The sequence below is a fragment of the Stenotrophomonas sp. YJH_SMC_36 genome (assembly GCF_059369935.1).
The window spans coordinates 223,072-239,823 of sequence record NZ_JCAFTD010000004.1; the positions used below are offsets into that span (position 1 = coordinate 223,072).

The window sequence follows — 16,752 nt, forward strand, 5'->3', positions numbered from 1 at the left end:
CCCCGGGAGAGCGGGCGCGCGCCTCATTCTGACTCAACAAGAAGCCATCATGTCTCCGCGCACCCTCCCTCTCGCCATTACCCTCGCGCTGTTCTGCACCGCGCCTGCCGTGCTGGCTGCCGAGGGCGCGCTGGACACACTGAATCTGCTGGAGCAGTCCGATGCCCTGCCGGATGACTTCCGCGATCACTTCTTCGATGTGCCGCTGGTGGTCCGGGTAGAACGGGACGGCGAGTACCTGGGTGACGCGCGCGCCGTGCTTACCCGCGACAACGCGGTATCGTTGCTGGAGTTCACCGACGCGCACGGCAGCACCCAGCCCGAGAGCGAGCGCGAGCGTTGGCTGGCCGTGCTGGGCTCCCCTCATGCCCTCGGCCCGTGCACCAAGCCGTGCCGCGATGGGCTCGCCGGCCTGCACTACAGCCTCGAGAGCTCCCTGCTTTCGATCGCCTCCGAAGCGGCCGGCCAGGCGTTGGCGGTGCAGCGCCACCTGTCGCTGCCTGATTCCGGCAGCAGTGGCCTGATCCTGCGCCACCAGTTGAATGCCTATGGCGGGGAGGGCCAGCGGGCTGCCGGTCGCTACGCGCTCGCCGCACAGGGCAGCGTCGGCAACTGGACACTGGACGCCAGCTACCAGGCGGACCGCAGCGGCGAGGATGATCGTCGCGTCCGCCATGTCCTGCAGTCACTGCACGCGCAGCGTGAGTTCAAGGACCATTTCCTGCGTGCAGGATGGTTCCTCCCGAATTTCGACGGCGTTACACGGCAGCCCCGTGGCGCAGGACGCACCCGTTTCACCACCTTCGGGGTGATGGCCGGTTCGTCCGATACGCTGCTGGTGGACAGTCGTTCGCCCAGCCTGTACCCGGTATACGTGACTGCCAACCGCGAGGGCAGCGTCGAGGTCTACCGTGACGGCAGCCTGATCCTGACCCAGGCGGTCCGTCCGGGGCTTCAGCAGGTGGAGACGCGACGTCTGCCTGGCGGCATCTATGAAGTGGAACTGCGTGTGATGGAGGACGGACGCGAGACGTCACGCACGACATCCATCATCCACAAACCCACCCAGTGGCGCGATCCCAGCCGGCGTTGGCGCTACAGTGCCTTTGCCGGCGTGCAGGACAGCCTGCTGGACAGCTTCGATGATCCCGGCGCGGGCCGGCCTGCCGTGGGCGGCGTGGTCAACTATCTTGCGCATCCGCGTGCGGTGCTCGGCGTTGCCGTGCAATCCATCGGGGACGAGCGCTCGCTTGCCGGTTCAGTCGACTGGCAGGTCAATGACTGGGCCAATCTCTACACGAATGCCTATACCTCCAACCGGACCGGCAAGGGCGTGGACCTGCAGGGCCTGCTGCGCTACCGCAATGGCAGCGTGATCGCTTCACATACGCGGAGCTGGCAGGCGCAGGGCGACCTCATCGAGCCTCCGCCGTTTCCCGGGTACACCAGCGCGCCCGTGCGCGAGGGCTGGTTGCGCACCTCCGCAGTCGGGGTCAATCACGGGTTCGGCCGGCATGGCCAGCTCTCGGCCCGGATCTCACACAGCCAGGGCATCAGCCGCGGCACCGGCTTCGACCTTTCATTCAGCCGTCGGCAGACGCTGTTCGGCAGTGACGCCAACTGGCGGGCCTCGGTCTTCGATCGCCCCGGCAGCATCAGCTCGGGCCTGCGACGCAATCGTGGCGTGGAGTTCACCTTGAACATCGCGCTCGGCCAGGATGGGCGCCGCTACAGTGGCAGCCTTGGCTCACGGACCGGGGCCCGGGGTGGCCGTGACGTCTACGCCAGCGCAGGCGTACAACAGCGCTTCGCAGACAGCATCGTGCACAGTGTCGCCGGGCAGGTCACCGTGGACAGCACCGGCATCGGCCTGGGCGGCAACGCCCACTTCGAGTCGGCTGCACTGCGCGGGGATCTCCATCTGCAGCGCTCTTCGCTGGACGGTGGTGTGAGCGGGGGCGTCAATCTGGAGAGCACGCTTGCCGTGGGCGGAGGCTCCCTGGCGATCGCAGGCGACGGCCAGGCCAGCATGGTTGACACCGGCATGATCATCGATGTGCGTTCGGATCTGGCCGGCGCCACGATCCGTGCCCACGACAGCCGTGGCGGTTCCCATATCCTGCGCCCCGGCCGCAATCTGCTGCCGGTGTCCGCCTACAGGCCCGGGTCGATCCAGCTCGACTTCGATGATCACCATGCGCCGGCCGCCGCGATCCAGCCGTCGGTGCTGCCCTATCACCTCAACAAGGGCGGCATCGCCTACAACCAGGTCGATGTCGTCAGCACGATCACCGTGATGGGCCATCTGCAGGACTCGCAGGGGCGGCCGCTCGCGGGTGCGCACGTGGTCAATCATGCCGGGCGCAGTGTCGCCGAGGCCGATGGCTTCTTCGCCCTGGAGATGAACAGCCGGATGCCGACGCTGGTGGTGCGTCATCCGGACATCAGCACGTGCAGTTTCGAGCTGGATGGCCGCACAACCCGCCCGCGTGGGGAGATGTGGATGGCTGGCATCCTCAGATGTCCACCTTCGGCCGTGGCCGCACAGGCTGCGGCCGGCCATGCTGGAGAAGCGCCATGATGTTCCATCTGCTGTGCCGCTTCCTTCGCCGGCTCACGCTCGGCGTGTCGATGCTGCTGCCCGCCCTGGCCGCGCAGGCGGGCGACGTGTACATCACGGCCGAGTTCAAGCCTGACCTGACAAACCCCAACCAACGGGGATTCGTCAACACCACGCCGTGGAGCGGGGTCTGTGCCAATGCGCATATGGCGACCTGCATCGCCAACAACTGGTGGAGCATCGATACGACCGTCCGTGGCAGCAAGGAGGTGATCCGCAATGCGGACTACGGCCCGGACGGCTTCTATATCGCGATGCCGGCACCGCGCATCGTGACCGTCACGTCCGAGGATGGCGCCAGCAGCTTCGACCTTACCCTGCGGGTGATCGGGGCGGCGATGCGGTTCACCGACGAGGAGAGGGACGGGGCGTCGAGCGGGTTCTACTCCAGCGGCGGACCGAACAACTGCTCGTATGGGGTGACAGGATCAAGTGCCTATACTGTCATGCGCATGCTCCTGCGCCGCGACGATGGACAGGGCGCCGTCGCCTGCGGCCTGCACTGGGTGAACACCAACAACTATGCCATTCCAGCACTGGATTTCGTCTATGCGCTGGAAACCCCGGCGCCGCTGGAGATGCGCAGTGGCATCTACACCGGTTCGACCCGCTTCTCGTTCGGGGGAACCGGGCAGGGCAGTGACTTCGACCTCGGGCACCGGGTATCCCTGTCCGACAGCCTGGTGAACGTGCATTTCCGCCTGGAGGTGCGCCACGCGTTCCGGTTGGATGTGGCCCCTGGCATGGATCACGCGGTGCTGGCGCCCAGAGGCGGGTGGAGCCAGTGGACCGACCATGGCATCGCACCGGCGCGGCTGCAGCAGGAAGTTCCGTTCCACATCAGCAGTTCCGGCCAGTTCAGTGTCTCGATGCAGTGCGAGCACCTGCAGGCAGACGGGCGCTGCGGGATCCGCAATACGAGCGTTGATGCCGATGACGTTCCGTTGGATGTCAGCCTGACATTGCCAGGTTTTCGTGATCGCGCGAGCGGCCGCCAGGTGGTGGATCTGCCGCTGCGGGTGAACCAGCCTCCGCCTGTATTCACCGCCGATGCCGTCATCATCGGGCGTTCGTCGACGCTTCGGTTCGCCGTGAACGGCGAGCCGGTACGGAAGATGCTGGACCACCCGGGCACCACGTATCAGGGCAGCGTCACCGTGGTGTTCGACGCAGATCCATAGCGCTGCGACGTGTGGTGTCTGGCATCATCGGCAGAGCATTCGGACGAGTGCTCTCCATCCGGTCCTTCCTGGGAACCTCTGATGCCTGACAATTCCGCCCCCCTGCGCGTACTCGCTTTCGCCGGCAGCCTGCGCCGGAACAGTTACAACCGGCACCTGATCGACGCTGCAACAGGCTCGGCGCCGGCCGGCCTGTCGCTGACCGTCCATGACAGCATCGCTGACATTCCGCTGTTCAACGAAGACCTGGAAGCAGACGCTGCGGGTGGTCCGGACGGCGTGATGCGCCTGCGTGCTGCGGTTGCTGCGGCCGACGGCGTGCTGATCGCCACGCCCGAATACAACCAGTCCCTGCCGGGCGTGTTGAAGAACACCCTGGACTGGCTGTCGCGCAACGATGCCGCGCTGGGTGAGGTGCTGTCCGGCAAGCCGGTCGCCATCATGGGCGCCACCCCGGGGCGGTGGGGCACACGGCTGGCGCAATCGCAGCTGCGCCACGCGCTGGCCGCGATGGGGGCACTCGTCATGACCTCGCCGCAGCTGTACATTGCCGAGGCGGCATCGGCACTCGACACCGCAACGAATGACTTCGATGACGCCACCCGCAAGCGGTTGCACCGCTTCCTGGAGGGGTTCCAGAGCTGGATTCACCAGTTGCGCGGGGAGCGCACGCCATGAACCACACTCGCATGAAACCGATTGGATGCCTTGCCCTTGCACTGGCCGCGATGCTGACCGGCAATGCCTGGGCCGAGTCAGACGAGAGCACCAAGCGCCCGTCGGCCGAGCAGCTGCAGCGGCTGATTGTCGACCGCTCGCCGCAGACTCGCGTCGAACGTCCTGACAGCGAGCGGATCACAGCCCGCCGCATCGACATCGTGGATGACAAGGGCGTGATCCGCATGACGCTGTCGGGGCAGACGCCGGCACCGATCATCGATGGCATCCAGTACAAGCGCGCGTTCAACGTCGCGGGCATGGTGCTGTACGACGACAAGGGCAGTGAACGCGGCGGGTTCGGCACCGCTGACATCGAGGGCGGGATGGCCGTGCTGGCGCTGGATCACCCGGCCATGGATGCGATCGGCTGGCGGGTATCGCCCGATGGCGAGGTCCGCTTCTCGATCAACCAGGCACCGCCGCCGATCCGCGATGCCGCACTGGGCAACAAGCTGGTACCGGGGGTGCAGGTTCCGACGCGTATCCAGATGGTGGTGGGCGCCGACGGCACGCCGGCCATCGCCTTGAATGACAAGCAGGACCGGACCCGCCTGCGCCTGACCGTCACTGCCGAAGGCCATGGTGCCATCGAGTTCCTCGATGCACAGGGCAGGGTGGTGCATACGCTGGCCCCGGAAGCCGGTGCGCAGTAGACGCCGGACGCGGCGGTCGATGGCATCGGTCATCTGCAGATGGATCGCCGGTGGGCTGGCAATAGCCTTGCTGGCGACGGCCGCACAGGCGGAGACCCGGGCGCGCGCGCCCATCGTGCGAACCGATGATGTGACACGCTTCTTCGCGGTGATGGACGCCAGCGGTGGCAGGCCGGATGCATTGTTGCTGCAGCGCCGCTATCTGGAGCCGGGCAGCGATGCGCTGCATCGGTTCAGCGAACTGCGTATCGGCTCGATGCAGCGGCTTGCCGATGCAATCCGGCAGAAGCCGGCGCTGTATGTGAAGGCGCGTACGTGTGCTGCGGCACTGCCGGGCATCCGCAGTGGAGTGACCCGTGCGCTGCGGAATCTCGGCGAGATCGTGCCGTCGGCCCGTTTTCCTCCGGTCACCCTCCTCGTCGGACGGGGCACCACCGGTGGCGTCACCACGCCGGACGGCGTGGTGATCGGCCTGGAGACACTCTGCAACGCGGACTGGATGCAGGCCGATGTGACGGAACGCTTCGTGCACCTGATCGCGCACGAGTATGTGCACGTGCAACAGCACGGTGCCGCTGTGGAAGTGCCGGCGCCTACGCTGCTGTACCAGACGCTGCTGGAGGGCGGTGCAGAGTATGTGGGTGAACTGATCTCCGGACAGGCCGCCAACAGCCATCTGCAGCGCTGGACCGCAGGGCGCGAATGCGCCCTGGAACGGGAATTCGCCGCGCAGCGCGACAGCACCGACCTGTCGCGGTGGCTGTACAACGGCCCTGGCGACGACACCCGCCGCGGCGATCTGGGTTACTGGATCGGGCAGCGCATCGCGCGGGCGTACGTCAACCGCGCCGACGACAGGCAGAAGGCCATTGCCGAGCTGCTGGATGTAAGGCCCGAAACCGCAGAGGCGCTGTTCAGCGCCAGTGGTTGGACGCCGGCGTGCGTTCCCGGCAGTACCGCGGCGCGGTAGGCAGGTCGTGCTGAAGCCATGACTTCAGGCACTGCAGGCGGTCTGCCTCCATCGCCACTCTGACCGCATGTCCCAGGAAGGAGCATTGCCTTGTCTGCCATCCGACACGTGGCGTCCGTATTGCTGGCGTTCGCGCTGTACTGTCCTTTCGCCGAGGCCAGGCAGTCGCCTGCCGAGGTGCTGGCGGATATCGAGCGTAACGGGCGTGCTGCCCATTCCGACGCTGTGCTGATCCAGAAGGACGGTGTTCCACTGCTGGATGTGGCCTCGACCAGCGAGCCGATTCACCTCATGTCGGCCACCAAGTCGATCATGGCGCTGGCGATCGGCCTGCTGCTCGATGACGGGAAGCTTGCGTCGCTGGACGAACCGGTCAGTGCGATCTATCCGGAATGGCGCCAGGGCCAGAAGCGGGACATCTCGGTAAGGATGTTGCTGGAGCATACCTCCGGCCTGCAGAACGTTCCCAACGCGGGGGTCGAGCTGGAATCTGCGCCGGATCTCGTGCAGCTCGCGCTCGCAGCGGAAATCACGTCCGTGCCCGGCAGCGCGTTCTCCTACAACAACAAGGCCACCAATCTTCTGCCGGGCATCATTGCCCGCCTGGCCGGCCGGCCCGTGGATGCCTATCTGGAGGCGCGCCTTTTCAGGCCCCTGGGGATCACGCGCTACGACTGGATGAAGGATGAAGCGGGCACGCCCTTGGGCATGGCCGGGCTCTCCCTGTCAGCCCGGGACCTGGCCGCCATTGGTCAGCTGATGCTCGATGGCGGCGTGGCCAAGGACGGAACGCGCCTGATGAGCGAACACGCGATCTCCTTGATGACCGTCGAGAGTGCGCAGTCTGCGGACGTCGGACTACTGTGGTGGCGGCTGCCGGAATGGGAGCGATACACGCTGCGGAATGATGCGCAGCGCACGCTCCGGGAGCGCGGCGTATCTGACCGGCTTCAGCATGCGCTGCTGGCGGCGGAAGGCAGCACCTTTGCCAGCAAGTCGGCGCTGATGGCGCATCTCAGCCAGCAGCTGGGCGACGATTGGCAGCCGTTGTACGCCACCGAGATCACCGGCCGCGGGCTGAAGATCGCCGATCTTTTCCAATCCCAGCGTGGTCCGGTCAGCGCCTACGCCGCCAATGGATATCTTGGCCAGCACCTGGTGGTCGTACCGGAGCAGCGCATCGTCGCGGTCCGGCTGATCCAGCGCAGGGAAAGCCATGCCTTCCCGGTCGACGATTACGCCACGTTTCCAGCGGAGATCATTCGCCTGGCGAAGTCGATGCCTGCGTTGGCTGCGCCCGCCACGGGCATCGGCGGGGCGCAGGATGATGTTGCAGTGCACACAGAAGTACGCAGCACAGCTAGTCCCATCCGGCTATAGGAGCCCGGCGCCGCTCGACGCACACTTCGTCCCGTGAAGGCCTACGGGAGGGGCGTGAGATGAGTCTGTACATGGGGAGACTGCGCAGGCTGGCAGTGCTTGTGTTGCTGCTGAATCCCTTGCTTGCGGGTGCGGCGCCGGCGGCATCGTCGGTGCCTGCACCCGAGGTGGTTCCGCTGTGGCCGCAGGACCACTGGCAGCAACGCGCGCGTGGCCCGGAACGGATCGGGATCGAAGGCAGCGCGAAGGGCGCGGTCTCGGGCATCAGCGATGCGCGCATGGAAATCTATCGCCCGCTGAAGCCGAACGGCTCCGCGGTGGTGATCTTCGGCGGTGGCGGCTACTTCCGGATCCAGATCGGCAGCGCCGCCAAGCCGACGGCGCAGTGGCTGCAGTCGCTGGGGGTCACGGCTGCGGTCGTCTACTACCGGCTGCCTGCCGATGGATGGGCACCTGTCTCGCCCTTCCAGGATGGCCAGCGCGCCATGCGGCTGATGCGCGCACAGGCGCCCAGCCTGGGGGTCGATCCGGAGCGCATCGGCGCGTTGGGCTTTTCCGCTGGAGGCAACCTGGCCGGGATCGTCGCCACGCGCTTCGATGCCCCGTTGTATGCGCCGGTGGATGCGGCCGACCAGCTGTCGGCGCGGCCGGATTTCCTCGGCATGATCTATCCGGTCGTTTCAATGCGTGCGCCGCTGGACCAGACCCGGTCGAAGCGGGAGCTGGCGAGCCAGGACGACGCCCAGCAGGCGTATTCGGTCGAAGAACACATCCGCAAGGACATGCCGCCGGTGTTCCTGGCCCAGGCCGTGGATGACCGCATCGTGGATGTCGGCCACAGCGTGGCGATGTACCAGGCCGCGCATGCAGCGGGTATTCCGGTGGAGCTGCATCTGTTCGAGGCCGGAGGCCACAGCTGGGGGCTGGGCCGGCCCGGCACATTGGTGGCGCAGTGGCCGCGGCTCTTCGCCAACTGGGCACGCAGCCACGGCTACCTCGGGCCAGCGCCTGCGCGGCTGCCCCCGAACGGTGGCCTGGCGATGCCGGCCGCTGCACCTCAGCCCCAGCCTGCGCTGGACGACGATGGCGCGGGCGACTGAGCCGCGCACCGTACTTCATTCGGGAGAACTCCATGAATTCACTGAAGCGTGCCGCGCTCGCCGCGGCTGCCGGCGGCGGCCTGTTGCTGGCGTCACCCTCCTTGCTGGCCGCGGCCAGCGATACCGAAGCCGGGTTGCGTGCACAGGTGCAGGAGCAGGCCAGACAGCTGCGCGAACAGGCAACCCTGCTGCAGCAGCTGAGCGCACGCCTGGCTGCGCTGGAAGGGGGAACGCAGGGCGCTGCCGCAGTGCCCGGCAGCGACGCCAACGTTGACGCGCAGGTAGCCGCCGCAATCGCCGACACCCGGCAGGACGACTTGGCCATTCTGCAGGCACAGGTGGCCCAGTTTGCCGCGACTGGTGGGGGAGGCGATGGCAATGTGCGCTGGCGCAAGGGTGGGCCCGAGCTGCGCAGCAGTGATGGCCAGTTCACTTTCCATCCCCGTGGCCGCGTGCTGGTGGATTTCAGCACCACCCACGGATCCGGATTCGACGCGCGCAACGTCACCGGCACCGATCTGGCCAGCGGCCGCCTGGGTGCAGAGGGACAGATGGGACCGCTGGGCTACAAGATCGATGCGGACTTTGCTGGCAACGAGGTATCACTGAAGGACACCTACCTGTCCTGGGACACGCGGATGGGAGGGCTGCCGACAGAGATCTACGTGGGCAACAAGCTCAAGGACCGTGGCCTCGACGGTGGCACCAGTGGAGTGAACACGCCTTTCATGCAGCGCAATGCCGTGGCCTCGGTGGGCGCCCAGCAGAGCGGGTACTACGGACTGGGCGTCACCACCAAGGTGATCGGCGATGGCTGGCATGCCAGCGTCGCGGTGACCGGCGACGATATCGGCAATGACAGCACGGCCAGCGACACGATTGCGTATCTGCTGCGCGCGCACTGGAACCCGCTGCGTGGCCAGGCCGGCTTCCTGCACCTGGGCGGCTGGTACTGGTACGAGGATCTCGGCCAGGACGTCGGCAGCATCAACAAGACCTCGCCGATCGCACTGGGCTGGAACGGCAACGTGCGCGTATCGGCCAGTTCCATCGCCAACGTCACCGACAACCGCGCCTGGGGCCTGGAACTGGGCGGGGTGTACGGCCCGGTGTGGGCCTTTGCCGAACACACCACGCGCACCATCGAGTCGCGCACGGTCGACCCGGTCGACCAGCAGGCCACATCGGTCTACGCAGGTTGGCTGATCACCGGCGAGCGTCCCGGATTCAGCAGCCGCTCCGGGGTATGGGGTACCACGCGCGTACTTCGCCCCGTGCAGGAAGGCGGCATCGGCGCCTTCGAGCTGGCGGCCCGCTATGACCGCTACGACTTCCTTGATGCTGCGCGCGGCGGCGAGGGCACGGCATGGACGCTCGGGCTCAACTGGTACCTCAACAACTGGTCACGCCTGATGCTGAACTACGTTCACTGGAAGACCGACAACAAGGTGGGCAATGCCCAGGGGCCGGATTCCGGCAATACTGTCGGCGTACGGGCGCAGGTCTCGTTCTGAGCCCGGTCGGCGATCCGGGTGCGGCACCCGCGGAGCATCCCTTGACAGGTCACGGCGCCCCCACCACGCTGCGTGCCATGCATATCGATATCAAGGCGCTGGACGAGCGGCAGCTGAAGGCACTCATCGCGGCCGCCGAGCGGCGGCTGCAGCTGCTCGCACAGCGACGTTCCGCGGCCGTCGTCAGGCGTGAACTGGTCGCCGCCGCCGCAGAATGCGGTTATTCAATCGAGGAACTGTTCGCCGGCGCCAGCGCGGTGTCCGTGCCTGCGGGCGGCGCTTCCCGCAGGCGCCGGAAGACAGGCAAGGTCGCACCCAAATATCGCGACCCCGAGAACCGGCGGAATACCTGGACCGGTCGCGGGCGCATGCCGCGCTGGCTTGCGGACAAGACCCGGCACGGTCGCAGCGCGACCGATTTCCTGATTCCGGGCCTGGCCAGGCCGACGACGGGCAAGGATGTGGTCATCGGGCGCAGGAGTGTGTTCAAGCAGAAGTGATGGGCGCCCCTAGTAGCTCCCGAAACGGATCTGCACTGCGCCGTCCACCACGTTCACGACGCCGATCTCCGCAGGGCCGAGCTCGACCACGGCGGGCCAGGAATGGCGGAAACCCAGCGGCCATGCGGGAGGCGTCACCGTGCGCCAGCTCGATCCGCTGTCCTCGCTCCAGCTGACTTCGTTCAGGCACGAGGTCACGAACATCACCCCGCGCGTACTGGTCATGACGTGGGGGCCGCAGCGCTGGTCGGCGAGCGGCGTACCGAGGCCGGCCGGCCAGGTCCGCCCGTCCGTCGAGACCTTGTACGACACCGGGCATTGCGGATCATCGCCGCAGGTCTCGAACACCATCAGGTAGCCACCGGCGGGGCGGCGTGCCATGACGGGCATGCCGGGCCGGAGCTGCCCACCGCCGGGCTGTTCGGCAATCGTCATCGCAGGTCCCCAGGTGCGCCCGCCATCGTTGGACAGTCGCTGTGAAACGACCTGGTTGTAGGACGGATGCTCATCGGCGCGGGTTTCATCGGCATACACCACCGACAGCGTGCCGTCGTCCAGGCGCGTCAACACCGGCTCCCACACGCCGCGGTCCTTGCGCCCGTTCGGTGCCTCGTTGCCGGCGAGGGTGCTCAGGAAGGTCCAGTGTGCTCCAAGGTCGTCGCTGGCATAGAGATGCAGCCGGTAGGAGACGCCTTCGACCAGCGAACGCATCGCCAGCAGCACACGCCCCTCCGGCAGCACCAGCAGTTCGCCGTTGTCGATCATCCGGCCGGGCTCGGCCACGTCGGACCAGGGCGCCCAGCTGCGGGCCCGGTCACTGCTGATCGAGAGCTGCAGGGTGGTCGGCTGCCCTTCATTGAAGCGCGTGGTCACTGCCAGCCAGCGGCCATCCGGCAGCTGCGCCAATCGCCCCCAGCCCGCGTTGCGGGCAGCCACGGTGGCGGCGCCGGTCCATGTGATCTCCGCTGCGTGCAGCACAGAGGCGAACCCGGTCAGGGCCAGCAGGGCGAGGCAGCGCATACCACTGCGCAGAACGAATGCGTGTCGGACAGTCAGGCGCATCCAGGTCACCAGTAGGTTGCGTAGAGGGCCACCAGGATCGCCAGCACCGCCAGCGAAGCGACGTTGAACGATGGGGCGGTGGCATAGCTCACATCGTCGGTGCGGATACGATCACGATCGCCACTGGCGCGGGTGCCCAGCGCGACGCCTACGCCCAGCAACAGCGTGACCAGGAACACCACGCCCATGCGGTCCATGAAGGGCAGCGAGGGCCACAGCAGCTTCAGGGCCAGCGACAGTACGAAGGAGCCGACCGCCGCAGCCAGCGCACCGGCTTCGTTCGCACGCTTCCAGAACAGGCCCAGCAGGAAGATCACCACGATGCCGGGGGTGAAGAAGCCGGTGAACTCCTGGATGTACTGGAAGCCCTGGTCGAACCCGCCCAGCAGTGGGCGCGCGGTCAGCACCGCCACGATGATCGAGACGGACGCCGCGAACCGGCCAACACGCACCAGTCTGGCTTCCGAGGCATCGGGCGCGCGCTTGGCATAGAAGTCGAGCGTGAAGATGGTGGCGACGGAATTGATCTTCGATGCCAGCGACGCAACGATGGCGGCCACCAGCGCGGCGAACACCAGGCCCAGGATGCCGCTGGGAAGCAGCGCCAGCATCGTCGGGTAGGCCGCGTCCGGGCGTTCCAGGCCGGGGGCGAGCATGACCGCGGCGATGCCGGGCAGCACCACGATGGCCGGAATGAGCAGCTTCAGGAACGCTGCGAACACCACGCCCTTCTGCGCCTCACGCAGATCCTTGGCGGCCAGTGCGCGCTGGATGATGTACTGGTTGAAACCCCAGTAGCTGAGATTGGCGATCCACATGCCGCCCAGCAGCACCGACAGCCCGGGCAGATCCTTGTAGAACGGGTTGTCCTTGCTGAGGATCATTTCAAAGCGTTCGGGATGCTGCTGCCACAGCTGCATGAAGCCGTCGGTGACGCTGCCGTTGCCGATCTGGCCCAGCGTGATGAAGGTGACCAGCAGGCCACCCAGAACCAGCAGCGAGACCTGCACGATGTCGGTCAGCGCGACCGCCTTCAGGCCGCCATACAGCTGATAGGCCAGTGCGAAGGCGCCCAGCAGCACCAGCGCCACGTCCTGGTTGAGGCCTGCCACGCCGGCAATGGCGATCGAACCCAGCCACAGGATCGAGGTGAGATTGACGAATACGTACAGGCCCAGCCAGAACACGGCCATCAGCGTGCGGATGCGGTTGCCGTAGCGCTCCTGCAGGAACTGCGGCATGGTGGTGATGCCGTTGCGCAGGAAGATCGGCAGGAACCATTTGCCGACGATCAGCAGCGTGATCGCCGCCATCCATTCATAGGATGCGATGGCCAGGCCGATGGCATAGCCCGAGCCGGACATGCCGATGATCTGTTCGGCCGAGATGTTGGCCGCGATGAGCGAGGCACCGATCGCCCACCACGGCAGGCTGCGGCTGGCCAGGAAGTAGTCCTGGGCCGACTTCTGCCGGCCGGCCTTCTCGCGGGAAACCCACTGCGCGAGGATGAAGATGCCGGCCAGATAGGCCAGCACGATGCTGATATCCAGGGTGGAAAGGCTCATGGAAGCTCCGCGATGGGTCCGCGCTGTGGGCACGGCGGCACGTCGTTGGGGTTGCCGGCGAACCGGGGTTCGGGAACGCCGGCGATGCCGGCGTCGGTGGCGAACAGATGGCCGGCGAAGGGGTCGCGCGCGCGCGCGGCCGCGTCCAGGCCGTCGTGCGCGCTGGTGATGAACATCGTTCGCAGCGTGCTGCCGCCAAAGACCGGGCGGGTGGGCTGCGCGACCGGGACGGAAAGTATGCGGTCCTGCTGGCCATCGGGCCGGTAGCGCACCACGCGCGAACCGCCCCAGCGGGCATTCCAGAGTCCGCCTTCGGCATCGACCACACTGCCATCGGGCTCGCCATCCTCGGCCCGCAGATCGGCGAACACAGCTACCGCTCCCGGGCTGTCGCCGTAATCGCAACGCAGGATCTGCTTCTGCAGCGAGTCGCAGAAGTACATCGTGCGGCCGTCCGGACTGAACGCTACGCTGTTGGCAATCGCCACGGTCGGTAGCGGAAGCGTCTCGAGCACGAGCTCGGCGGTGAGCCTGTAGAAGGGTGCGACGGCCTGCTTCGGACCGTTCGTGGGCTCATGCAGCATGCCGAACACGAAGCGGCCCTGGCGGTCACAGGCGCCATCATTGGCGCGCAGACGCGCCCCTGTGTCGGGCAGCACAAGCACGTCACGCAGCTCGCCGCGCGCCGGATGGAAGAATGCCAGCCGCGACGCCAACGCCAGCAGCAGCCAGCCTTCGGCTTCGCACAATGCCAGTGCGGCCAGCCGCTCCGGCATCGGCCAGCGGGTGAGCGCGCCGTCACCGGGGCGATAGCGCCACAGCTGCGCCTGCGCGATGTCGGTCCAGTACACCACCGATTCGCGATCACACCACAGCACGCCTTCGCCCAGGGTGTTTGCGGCCGGCACCGCGACAGTGGCGGACCCGCTCACACCCAGCCTCCGTCGATGATGAAGTCCTGGCCGGTACACATGCGGCTGTCATCGGCGGCCAGGAACAGGGCGGCGCGCGCCAGGTCATCCGCGCGCAGATAGCCCGGCAGGCATTGCGCACGACGCAGCTGTGCTTCGCCCTCCGCGTCCAGCCACAGCCGCTGCTGCTTCTCGGTGATCACCCAGCCCGGTACCAGCGCATTGATGCGGATGCGGTCCTGCCCCAGTTCCCGGGCCAGGCCGTTGACCAGGCCGTGGACCGCGGATTTGGCCACCGCGTACAGCGGATACCCGCTGTTCTTGATCATCCAGCCCGTCGAACCCAGGCAGATGATCGAACCGCCGCCGAGGGCGCGCATGTCCGGCACCAGCGCCTGGATGGCGAAGTACTGGTGGCGCAGGTTCACCGCCATGCTGCGTTCAAAGTCCGCGATGCCGGTGTCGGCCAGGGCATGACGAGCATCGTTGGCGGCATTGTTGACCAGCACCGAGAACGGTCCAGCCAGGATGCGCGCGTGGGCGATGGCGGACCGGAGTGCCTCGATATCGGTGATGTCGCAATGCAGATAGCGCGGGGCAGTCGCAATGTCGCCCAGGCTTTCCAGCAGTGCTTGGGCGCCGCTGTCGTCGATGTCGAGAAAGACGACCTTCGCACCCTGCCGCGCGAAGTGCTCGACGAAGGCGGCGCCGATGCCGGTGGCACCACCGGTGATCAGCACCGCGCGGTTCTCAAGGCTGGGATAACGTGCCTGATCGGTCATGGCGCTCACCACTCTGCCACGCTGCCATCGGCATGGCGCCAGATGGGGTTGCGCCAGCGGTGGCCTTCGGCGGCTCGCTCGTCAACGTAGGCCTGGTTGATCTCGATGCCCAGCCCCGGGCCGTCGGGAATCCTGACGAAGCCTTCCCTGTACTCGAAGGGCGCGCGGTCCACCAGGTAGTCCAGCAGATCGTTGCTGGCGTTGTAGTGGATGCCCAGGCTCTGTTCCTGGATGAAGGCGTTGTAGCAGACCGCATCCAGCTGCAGGTTGGCCGCCAGCGCGATCGGGCCGAGCGGGCAGTGCAGAGCGATGGCGACGTCGTAGGCTTCGGCCATGGCCGCGATCTTGCGGGTTTCCGTGATGCCACCCGAGTGCGATGGATCCGGTTGCAGGATGTCCACGCCACCGGTCTGCAGTACGCGCTTGAAGTCGAAGCGGGAGTACAGGCGTTCGCCCAGCGCGATCGGCGCAGGCGAAAGGGCGGCCAGTTCCGGGATGGCTTCCAGGTGCTCGGAAAGCACCGGCTCTTCGATGAACATCAGCCCGAAGGGCGCCAGCTCGCGCATCAGCACCTTGGCCATCGGCTTGTGCACGCGGCCATGGAAGTCCACGGCCACTCCCACATCGCGGCCCACCGCATCGCGCACGGCCTGCACGTTCTCCAGTACCCGCGTGACCTTGTCATGGCTATCGACGAACTGCACTTCCTCGGTGGCGTTCATCTTCACCGCAGTGAAACCGCGTGCCACGGCGTCGCGGGCGGCACGGGCGGTGTCGGCCGGCCGATCGCCGCCGATCCATGAGTACACGCGGATGCGGTCGCGCACGGGGCCGCCCAGCAGGGCATGCACGGGCACGCCCAGTGCCTTGCCATGGATGTCCCACAGCGCCTGGTCGATGCCCGCCAGTGCGCTCATCAGGATCGGACCACCACGGTAGAAGCCGCCACGATAGAGCACGTTCCAGTGGTCTTCGATGTGCCGGGGGTCCTTGCCGACCAGATAGTCGGACAGCTCTTCCACGGCCGCCGCCACGGTGTGCGCGCGTCCTTCGACGATGGGCTCGCCCCAGCCACAGATGCCGGCGTCCGTGTCGATGCGGACGAACAGCCAGCGCGGGGGCACCAGATAGGTCGTGATGGCAGTGATCTTCATGCGGGGGAGTCCGTGTTCGTTCTGTTCCAGGCGTCGATGAACGCACGCGCGCGGCGTGCGACGTCGTCCGCGGGGGTCTTGGGGGCATACAGGGCGGAGCCGATACCGAAGCCGGCGGCACCTGCCTGGCGGTAGGCGGCCATGCGCTCCGGGGTGATGCCGCCGACGGGCAGCAGCGGCGTGCCGGCGGGAAGCACGCTGGACCACGCCTTCAGCACCGGGGGGGGCAGTTGTTCGGCGGGAAACAGTTTCAGTGCATCCGCACCGGCCCGCAGGGCAGCGAAGGCTTCCGTAGGCGTCGCCACGCCGGGCGTGCAGACCATGCCGCTGGCGTGGGCGGCGGCGATGACCTCCACGTCCGCGTGCGGCATCACCACCAGCCGGCCACCGGCATTGTTCACGTCCTGCACCTGCGCGGTGGACAGGACGGTGCCGGCACCGATCAGGCAGCGATCGCCGAGCTGCTTTGCGAGCAGTTCAATGCTCTGCAGCGGCTGCGGCGAGTTCAGCGGGACTTCCAGGATGTGGAAGCCGGCCTCGGCCAGCGCCGCGCCGATGGCGGGCGCTTCCTGCGGGGTGAGCCCGCGCAGGATGGCAACCAAGGGGAGGGGTTGCATCCAGGCGGTGCTCATGGTGTTTC

At 67.0% G+C, this 16,752-nt stretch carries 15 protein-coding genes; 9 read left to right on the forward strand and 6 right to left on the reverse strand.

What is annotated here, in order from left to right; genetic code table 11:
• Positions 1–49 precede the first annotated feature (49 nt).
• From AC5P76_RS09630 to AC5P76_RS09670, 9 genes are all read left to right on the forward strand, one after another.
• Positions 50–2,581 carry a TcfC E-set like domain-containing protein gene (locus AC5P76_RS09630; protein WP_253118509.1) on the forward strand — a complete coding sequence of 844 codons (2,532 nt, stop codon included), beginning with the start codon at positions 50–52 and terminating at the stop codon, positions 2,579–2,581.
• Positions 2,578–3,801 (forward strand): hypothetical protein, encoded by a 1,224-nt coding sequence (locus tag AC5P76_RS09635; protein ID WP_253118508.1) that lies wholly within the window; start codon positions 2,578–2,580, stop codon positions 3,799–3,801. The genes AC5P76_RS09630 and AC5P76_RS09635 overlap by 4 nt, the downstream gene beginning before the upstream one ends.
• Positions 3,802–3,882: 81 nt before the next feature.
• Positions 3,883–4,479 carry an NADPH-dependent FMN reductase gene (locus AC5P76_RS09640; protein ID WP_065182292.1) on the forward strand — a complete coding sequence of 199 codons (597 nt, stop codon included), beginning with the start codon at positions 3,883–3,885 and terminating at the stop codon, positions 4,477–4,479.
• Between the two features lie 11 nt (positions 4,480–4,490).
• Positions 4,491–5,174 carry a hypothetical protein gene (locus tag AC5P76_RS09645; protein ID WP_053515858.1) on the forward strand — a complete coding sequence of 228 codons (684 nt, stop codon included), beginning with the start codon at positions 4,491–4,493 and terminating at the stop codon, positions 5,172–5,174.
• A gap of 19 nt (positions 5,175–5,193) precedes the next feature.
• Complete coding sequence (locus AC5P76_RS09650) at positions 5,194–6,144, forward strand: DUF2268 domain-containing putative Zn-dependent protease (RefSeq protein WP_253118507.1); 951 nt, start codon at positions 5,194–5,196, stop codon at positions 6,142–6,144.
• A gap of 90 nt (positions 6,145–6,234) precedes the next feature.
• Positions 6,235–7,524 carry a serine hydrolase domain-containing protein gene (locus AC5P76_RS09655; RefSeq protein WP_429000957.1) on the forward strand — a complete coding sequence of 430 codons (1,290 nt, stop codon included), beginning with the start codon at positions 6,235–6,237 and terminating at the stop codon, positions 7,522–7,524.
• Positions 7,525–7,583: 59 nt separating this feature from the next.
• On the forward strand, positions 7,584–8,624 hold the full coding sequence (locus tag AC5P76_RS09660; RefSeq protein WP_065176069.1) for an alpha/beta hydrolase: 1,041 nt from the start codon (positions 7,584–7,586) through the stop codon (positions 8,622–8,624).
• Positions 8,625–8,656: 32 nt separating this feature from the next.
• Positions 8,657–10,138, forward strand: coding sequence for an OprO/OprP family phosphate-selective porin (locus AC5P76_RS09665; protein ID WP_253118505.1), 1,482 nt, complete (start codon positions 8,657–8,659; stop codon positions 10,136–10,138).
• Positions 10,139–10,215: 77 nt separating this feature from the next.
• A complete protein-coding gene (locus tag AC5P76_RS09670; RefSeq protein ID WP_053515935.1) occupies positions 10,216–10,638 on the forward strand; it encodes an H-NS histone family protein in 423 nt (140 codons plus the stop codon).
• A gap of 9 nt (positions 10,639–10,647) precedes the next feature.
• Here the strand turns inward: AC5P76_RS09670 and AC5P76_RS09675 are convergent, their stop codons facing one another.
• The 6 genes from AC5P76_RS09675 to AC5P76_RS09700 are packed head-to-tail and all read right to left on the reverse strand — an operon-like array spanning position 10,648 to position 16,744.
• Positions 10,648–11,700 (reverse strand): sialidase family protein, encoded by a 1,053-nt coding sequence (locus AC5P76_RS09675; RefSeq protein ID WP_253118504.1) that lies wholly within the window; start codon positions 11,698–11,700, stop codon positions 10,648–10,650.
• Between the two features lie 5 nt (positions 11,701–11,705).
• Positions 11,706–13,265, reverse strand: coding sequence for a sodium/sugar symporter (locus AC5P76_RS09680; RefSeq protein WP_111186935.1), 1,560 nt, complete (start codon positions 13,263–13,265; stop codon positions 11,706–11,708).
• Positions 13,262–14,197, reverse strand: coding sequence for an SMP-30/gluconolactonase/LRE family protein (locus tag AC5P76_RS09685; RefSeq protein WP_253118503.1), 936 nt, complete (start codon positions 14,195–14,197; stop codon positions 13,262–13,264). Before AC5P76_RS09685 ends, AC5P76_RS09680 begins: the two co-directional genes overlap by 4 nt.
• On the reverse strand, positions 14,194–14,958 hold the full coding sequence (locus AC5P76_RS09690) for an SDR family NAD(P)-dependent oxidoreductase (protein WP_111186937.1): 765 nt from the start codon (positions 14,956–14,958) through the stop codon (positions 14,194–14,196). Before AC5P76_RS09690 ends, AC5P76_RS09685 begins: the two co-directional genes overlap by 4 nt.
• A 5-nt stretch (positions 14,959–14,963) precedes the next feature.
• Entirely contained in the window at positions 14,964–16,112 is a 1,149-nt protein-coding gene (gene dgoD, locus AC5P76_RS09695) for a galactonate dehydratase (protein WP_065182278.1), read from the reverse strand.
• The gene (locus tag AC5P76_RS09700) at positions 16,109–16,744 is read right to left on the reverse strand and encodes a 2-dehydro-3-deoxy-6-phosphogalactonate aldolase (RefSeq protein ID WP_065182277.1); all 636 of its coding nucleotides are present in this window, start codon (positions 16,742–16,744) and stop codon (positions 16,109–16,111) included. The genes dgoD and AC5P76_RS09700 overlap by 4 nt, the downstream gene beginning before the upstream one ends.
• Positions 16,745–16,752: the final 8 nt, after the last annotated feature.

Coding starts and splice junctions, on each gene's coding strand:
- AC5P76_RS09665 (WP_253118505.1), top strand. CDS start 8,657: ATGAATTCACTGAAGCGTGCCGCGCTCGCCGCGGCTGCCGGCGGCGGC.
- AC5P76_RS09675 (WP_253118504.1), bottom strand. CDS start 11,700: ATGCGCCTGACTGTCCGACACGCATTCGTTCTGCGCAGTGGTATGCGC.
- AC5P76_RS09680 (WP_111186935.1), bottom strand. CDS start 13,265: ATGAGCCTTTCCACCCTGGATATCAGCATCGTGCTGGCCTATCTGGCC.
- AC5P76_RS09650 (WP_253118507.1), top strand. CDS start 5,194: ATGGCATCGGTCATCTGCAGATGGATCGCCGGTGGGCTGGCAATAGCC.
- AC5P76_RS09640 (WP_065182292.1), top strand. CDS start 3,883: ATGCCTGACAATTCCGCCCCCCTGCGCGTACTCGCTTTCGCCGGCAGC.
- AC5P76_RS09660 (WP_065176069.1), top strand. CDS start 7,584: ATGAGTCTGTACATGGGGAGACTGCGCAGGCTGGCAGTGCTTGTGTTG.
- AC5P76_RS09645 (WP_053515858.1), top strand. CDS start 4,491: ATGAAACCGATTGGATGCCTTGCCCTTGCACTGGCCGCGATGCTGACC.
- AC5P76_RS09670 (WP_053515935.1), top strand. CDS start 10,216: ATGCATATCGATATCAAGGCGCTGGACGAGCGGCAGCTGAAGGCACTC.
- AC5P76_RS09690 (WP_111186937.1), bottom strand. CDS start 14,958: ATGACCGATCAGGCACGTTATCCCAGCCTTGAGAACCGCGCGGTGCTG.
- AC5P76_RS09700 (WP_065182277.1), bottom strand. CDS start 16,744: ATGAGCACCGCCTGGATGCAACCCCTCCCCTTGGTTGCCATCCTGCGC.
- AC5P76_RS09635 (WP_253118508.1), top strand. CDS start 2,578: ATGATGTTCCATCTGCTGTGCCGCTTCCTTCGCCGGCTCACGCTCGGC.
- AC5P76_RS09630 (WP_253118509.1), top strand. CDS start 50: ATGTCTCCGCGCACCCTCCCTCTCGCCATTACCCTCGCGCTGTTCTGC.
- dgoD (WP_065182278.1), bottom strand. CDS start 16,112: ATGAAGATCACTGCCATCACGACCTATCTGGTGCCCCCGCGCTGGCTG.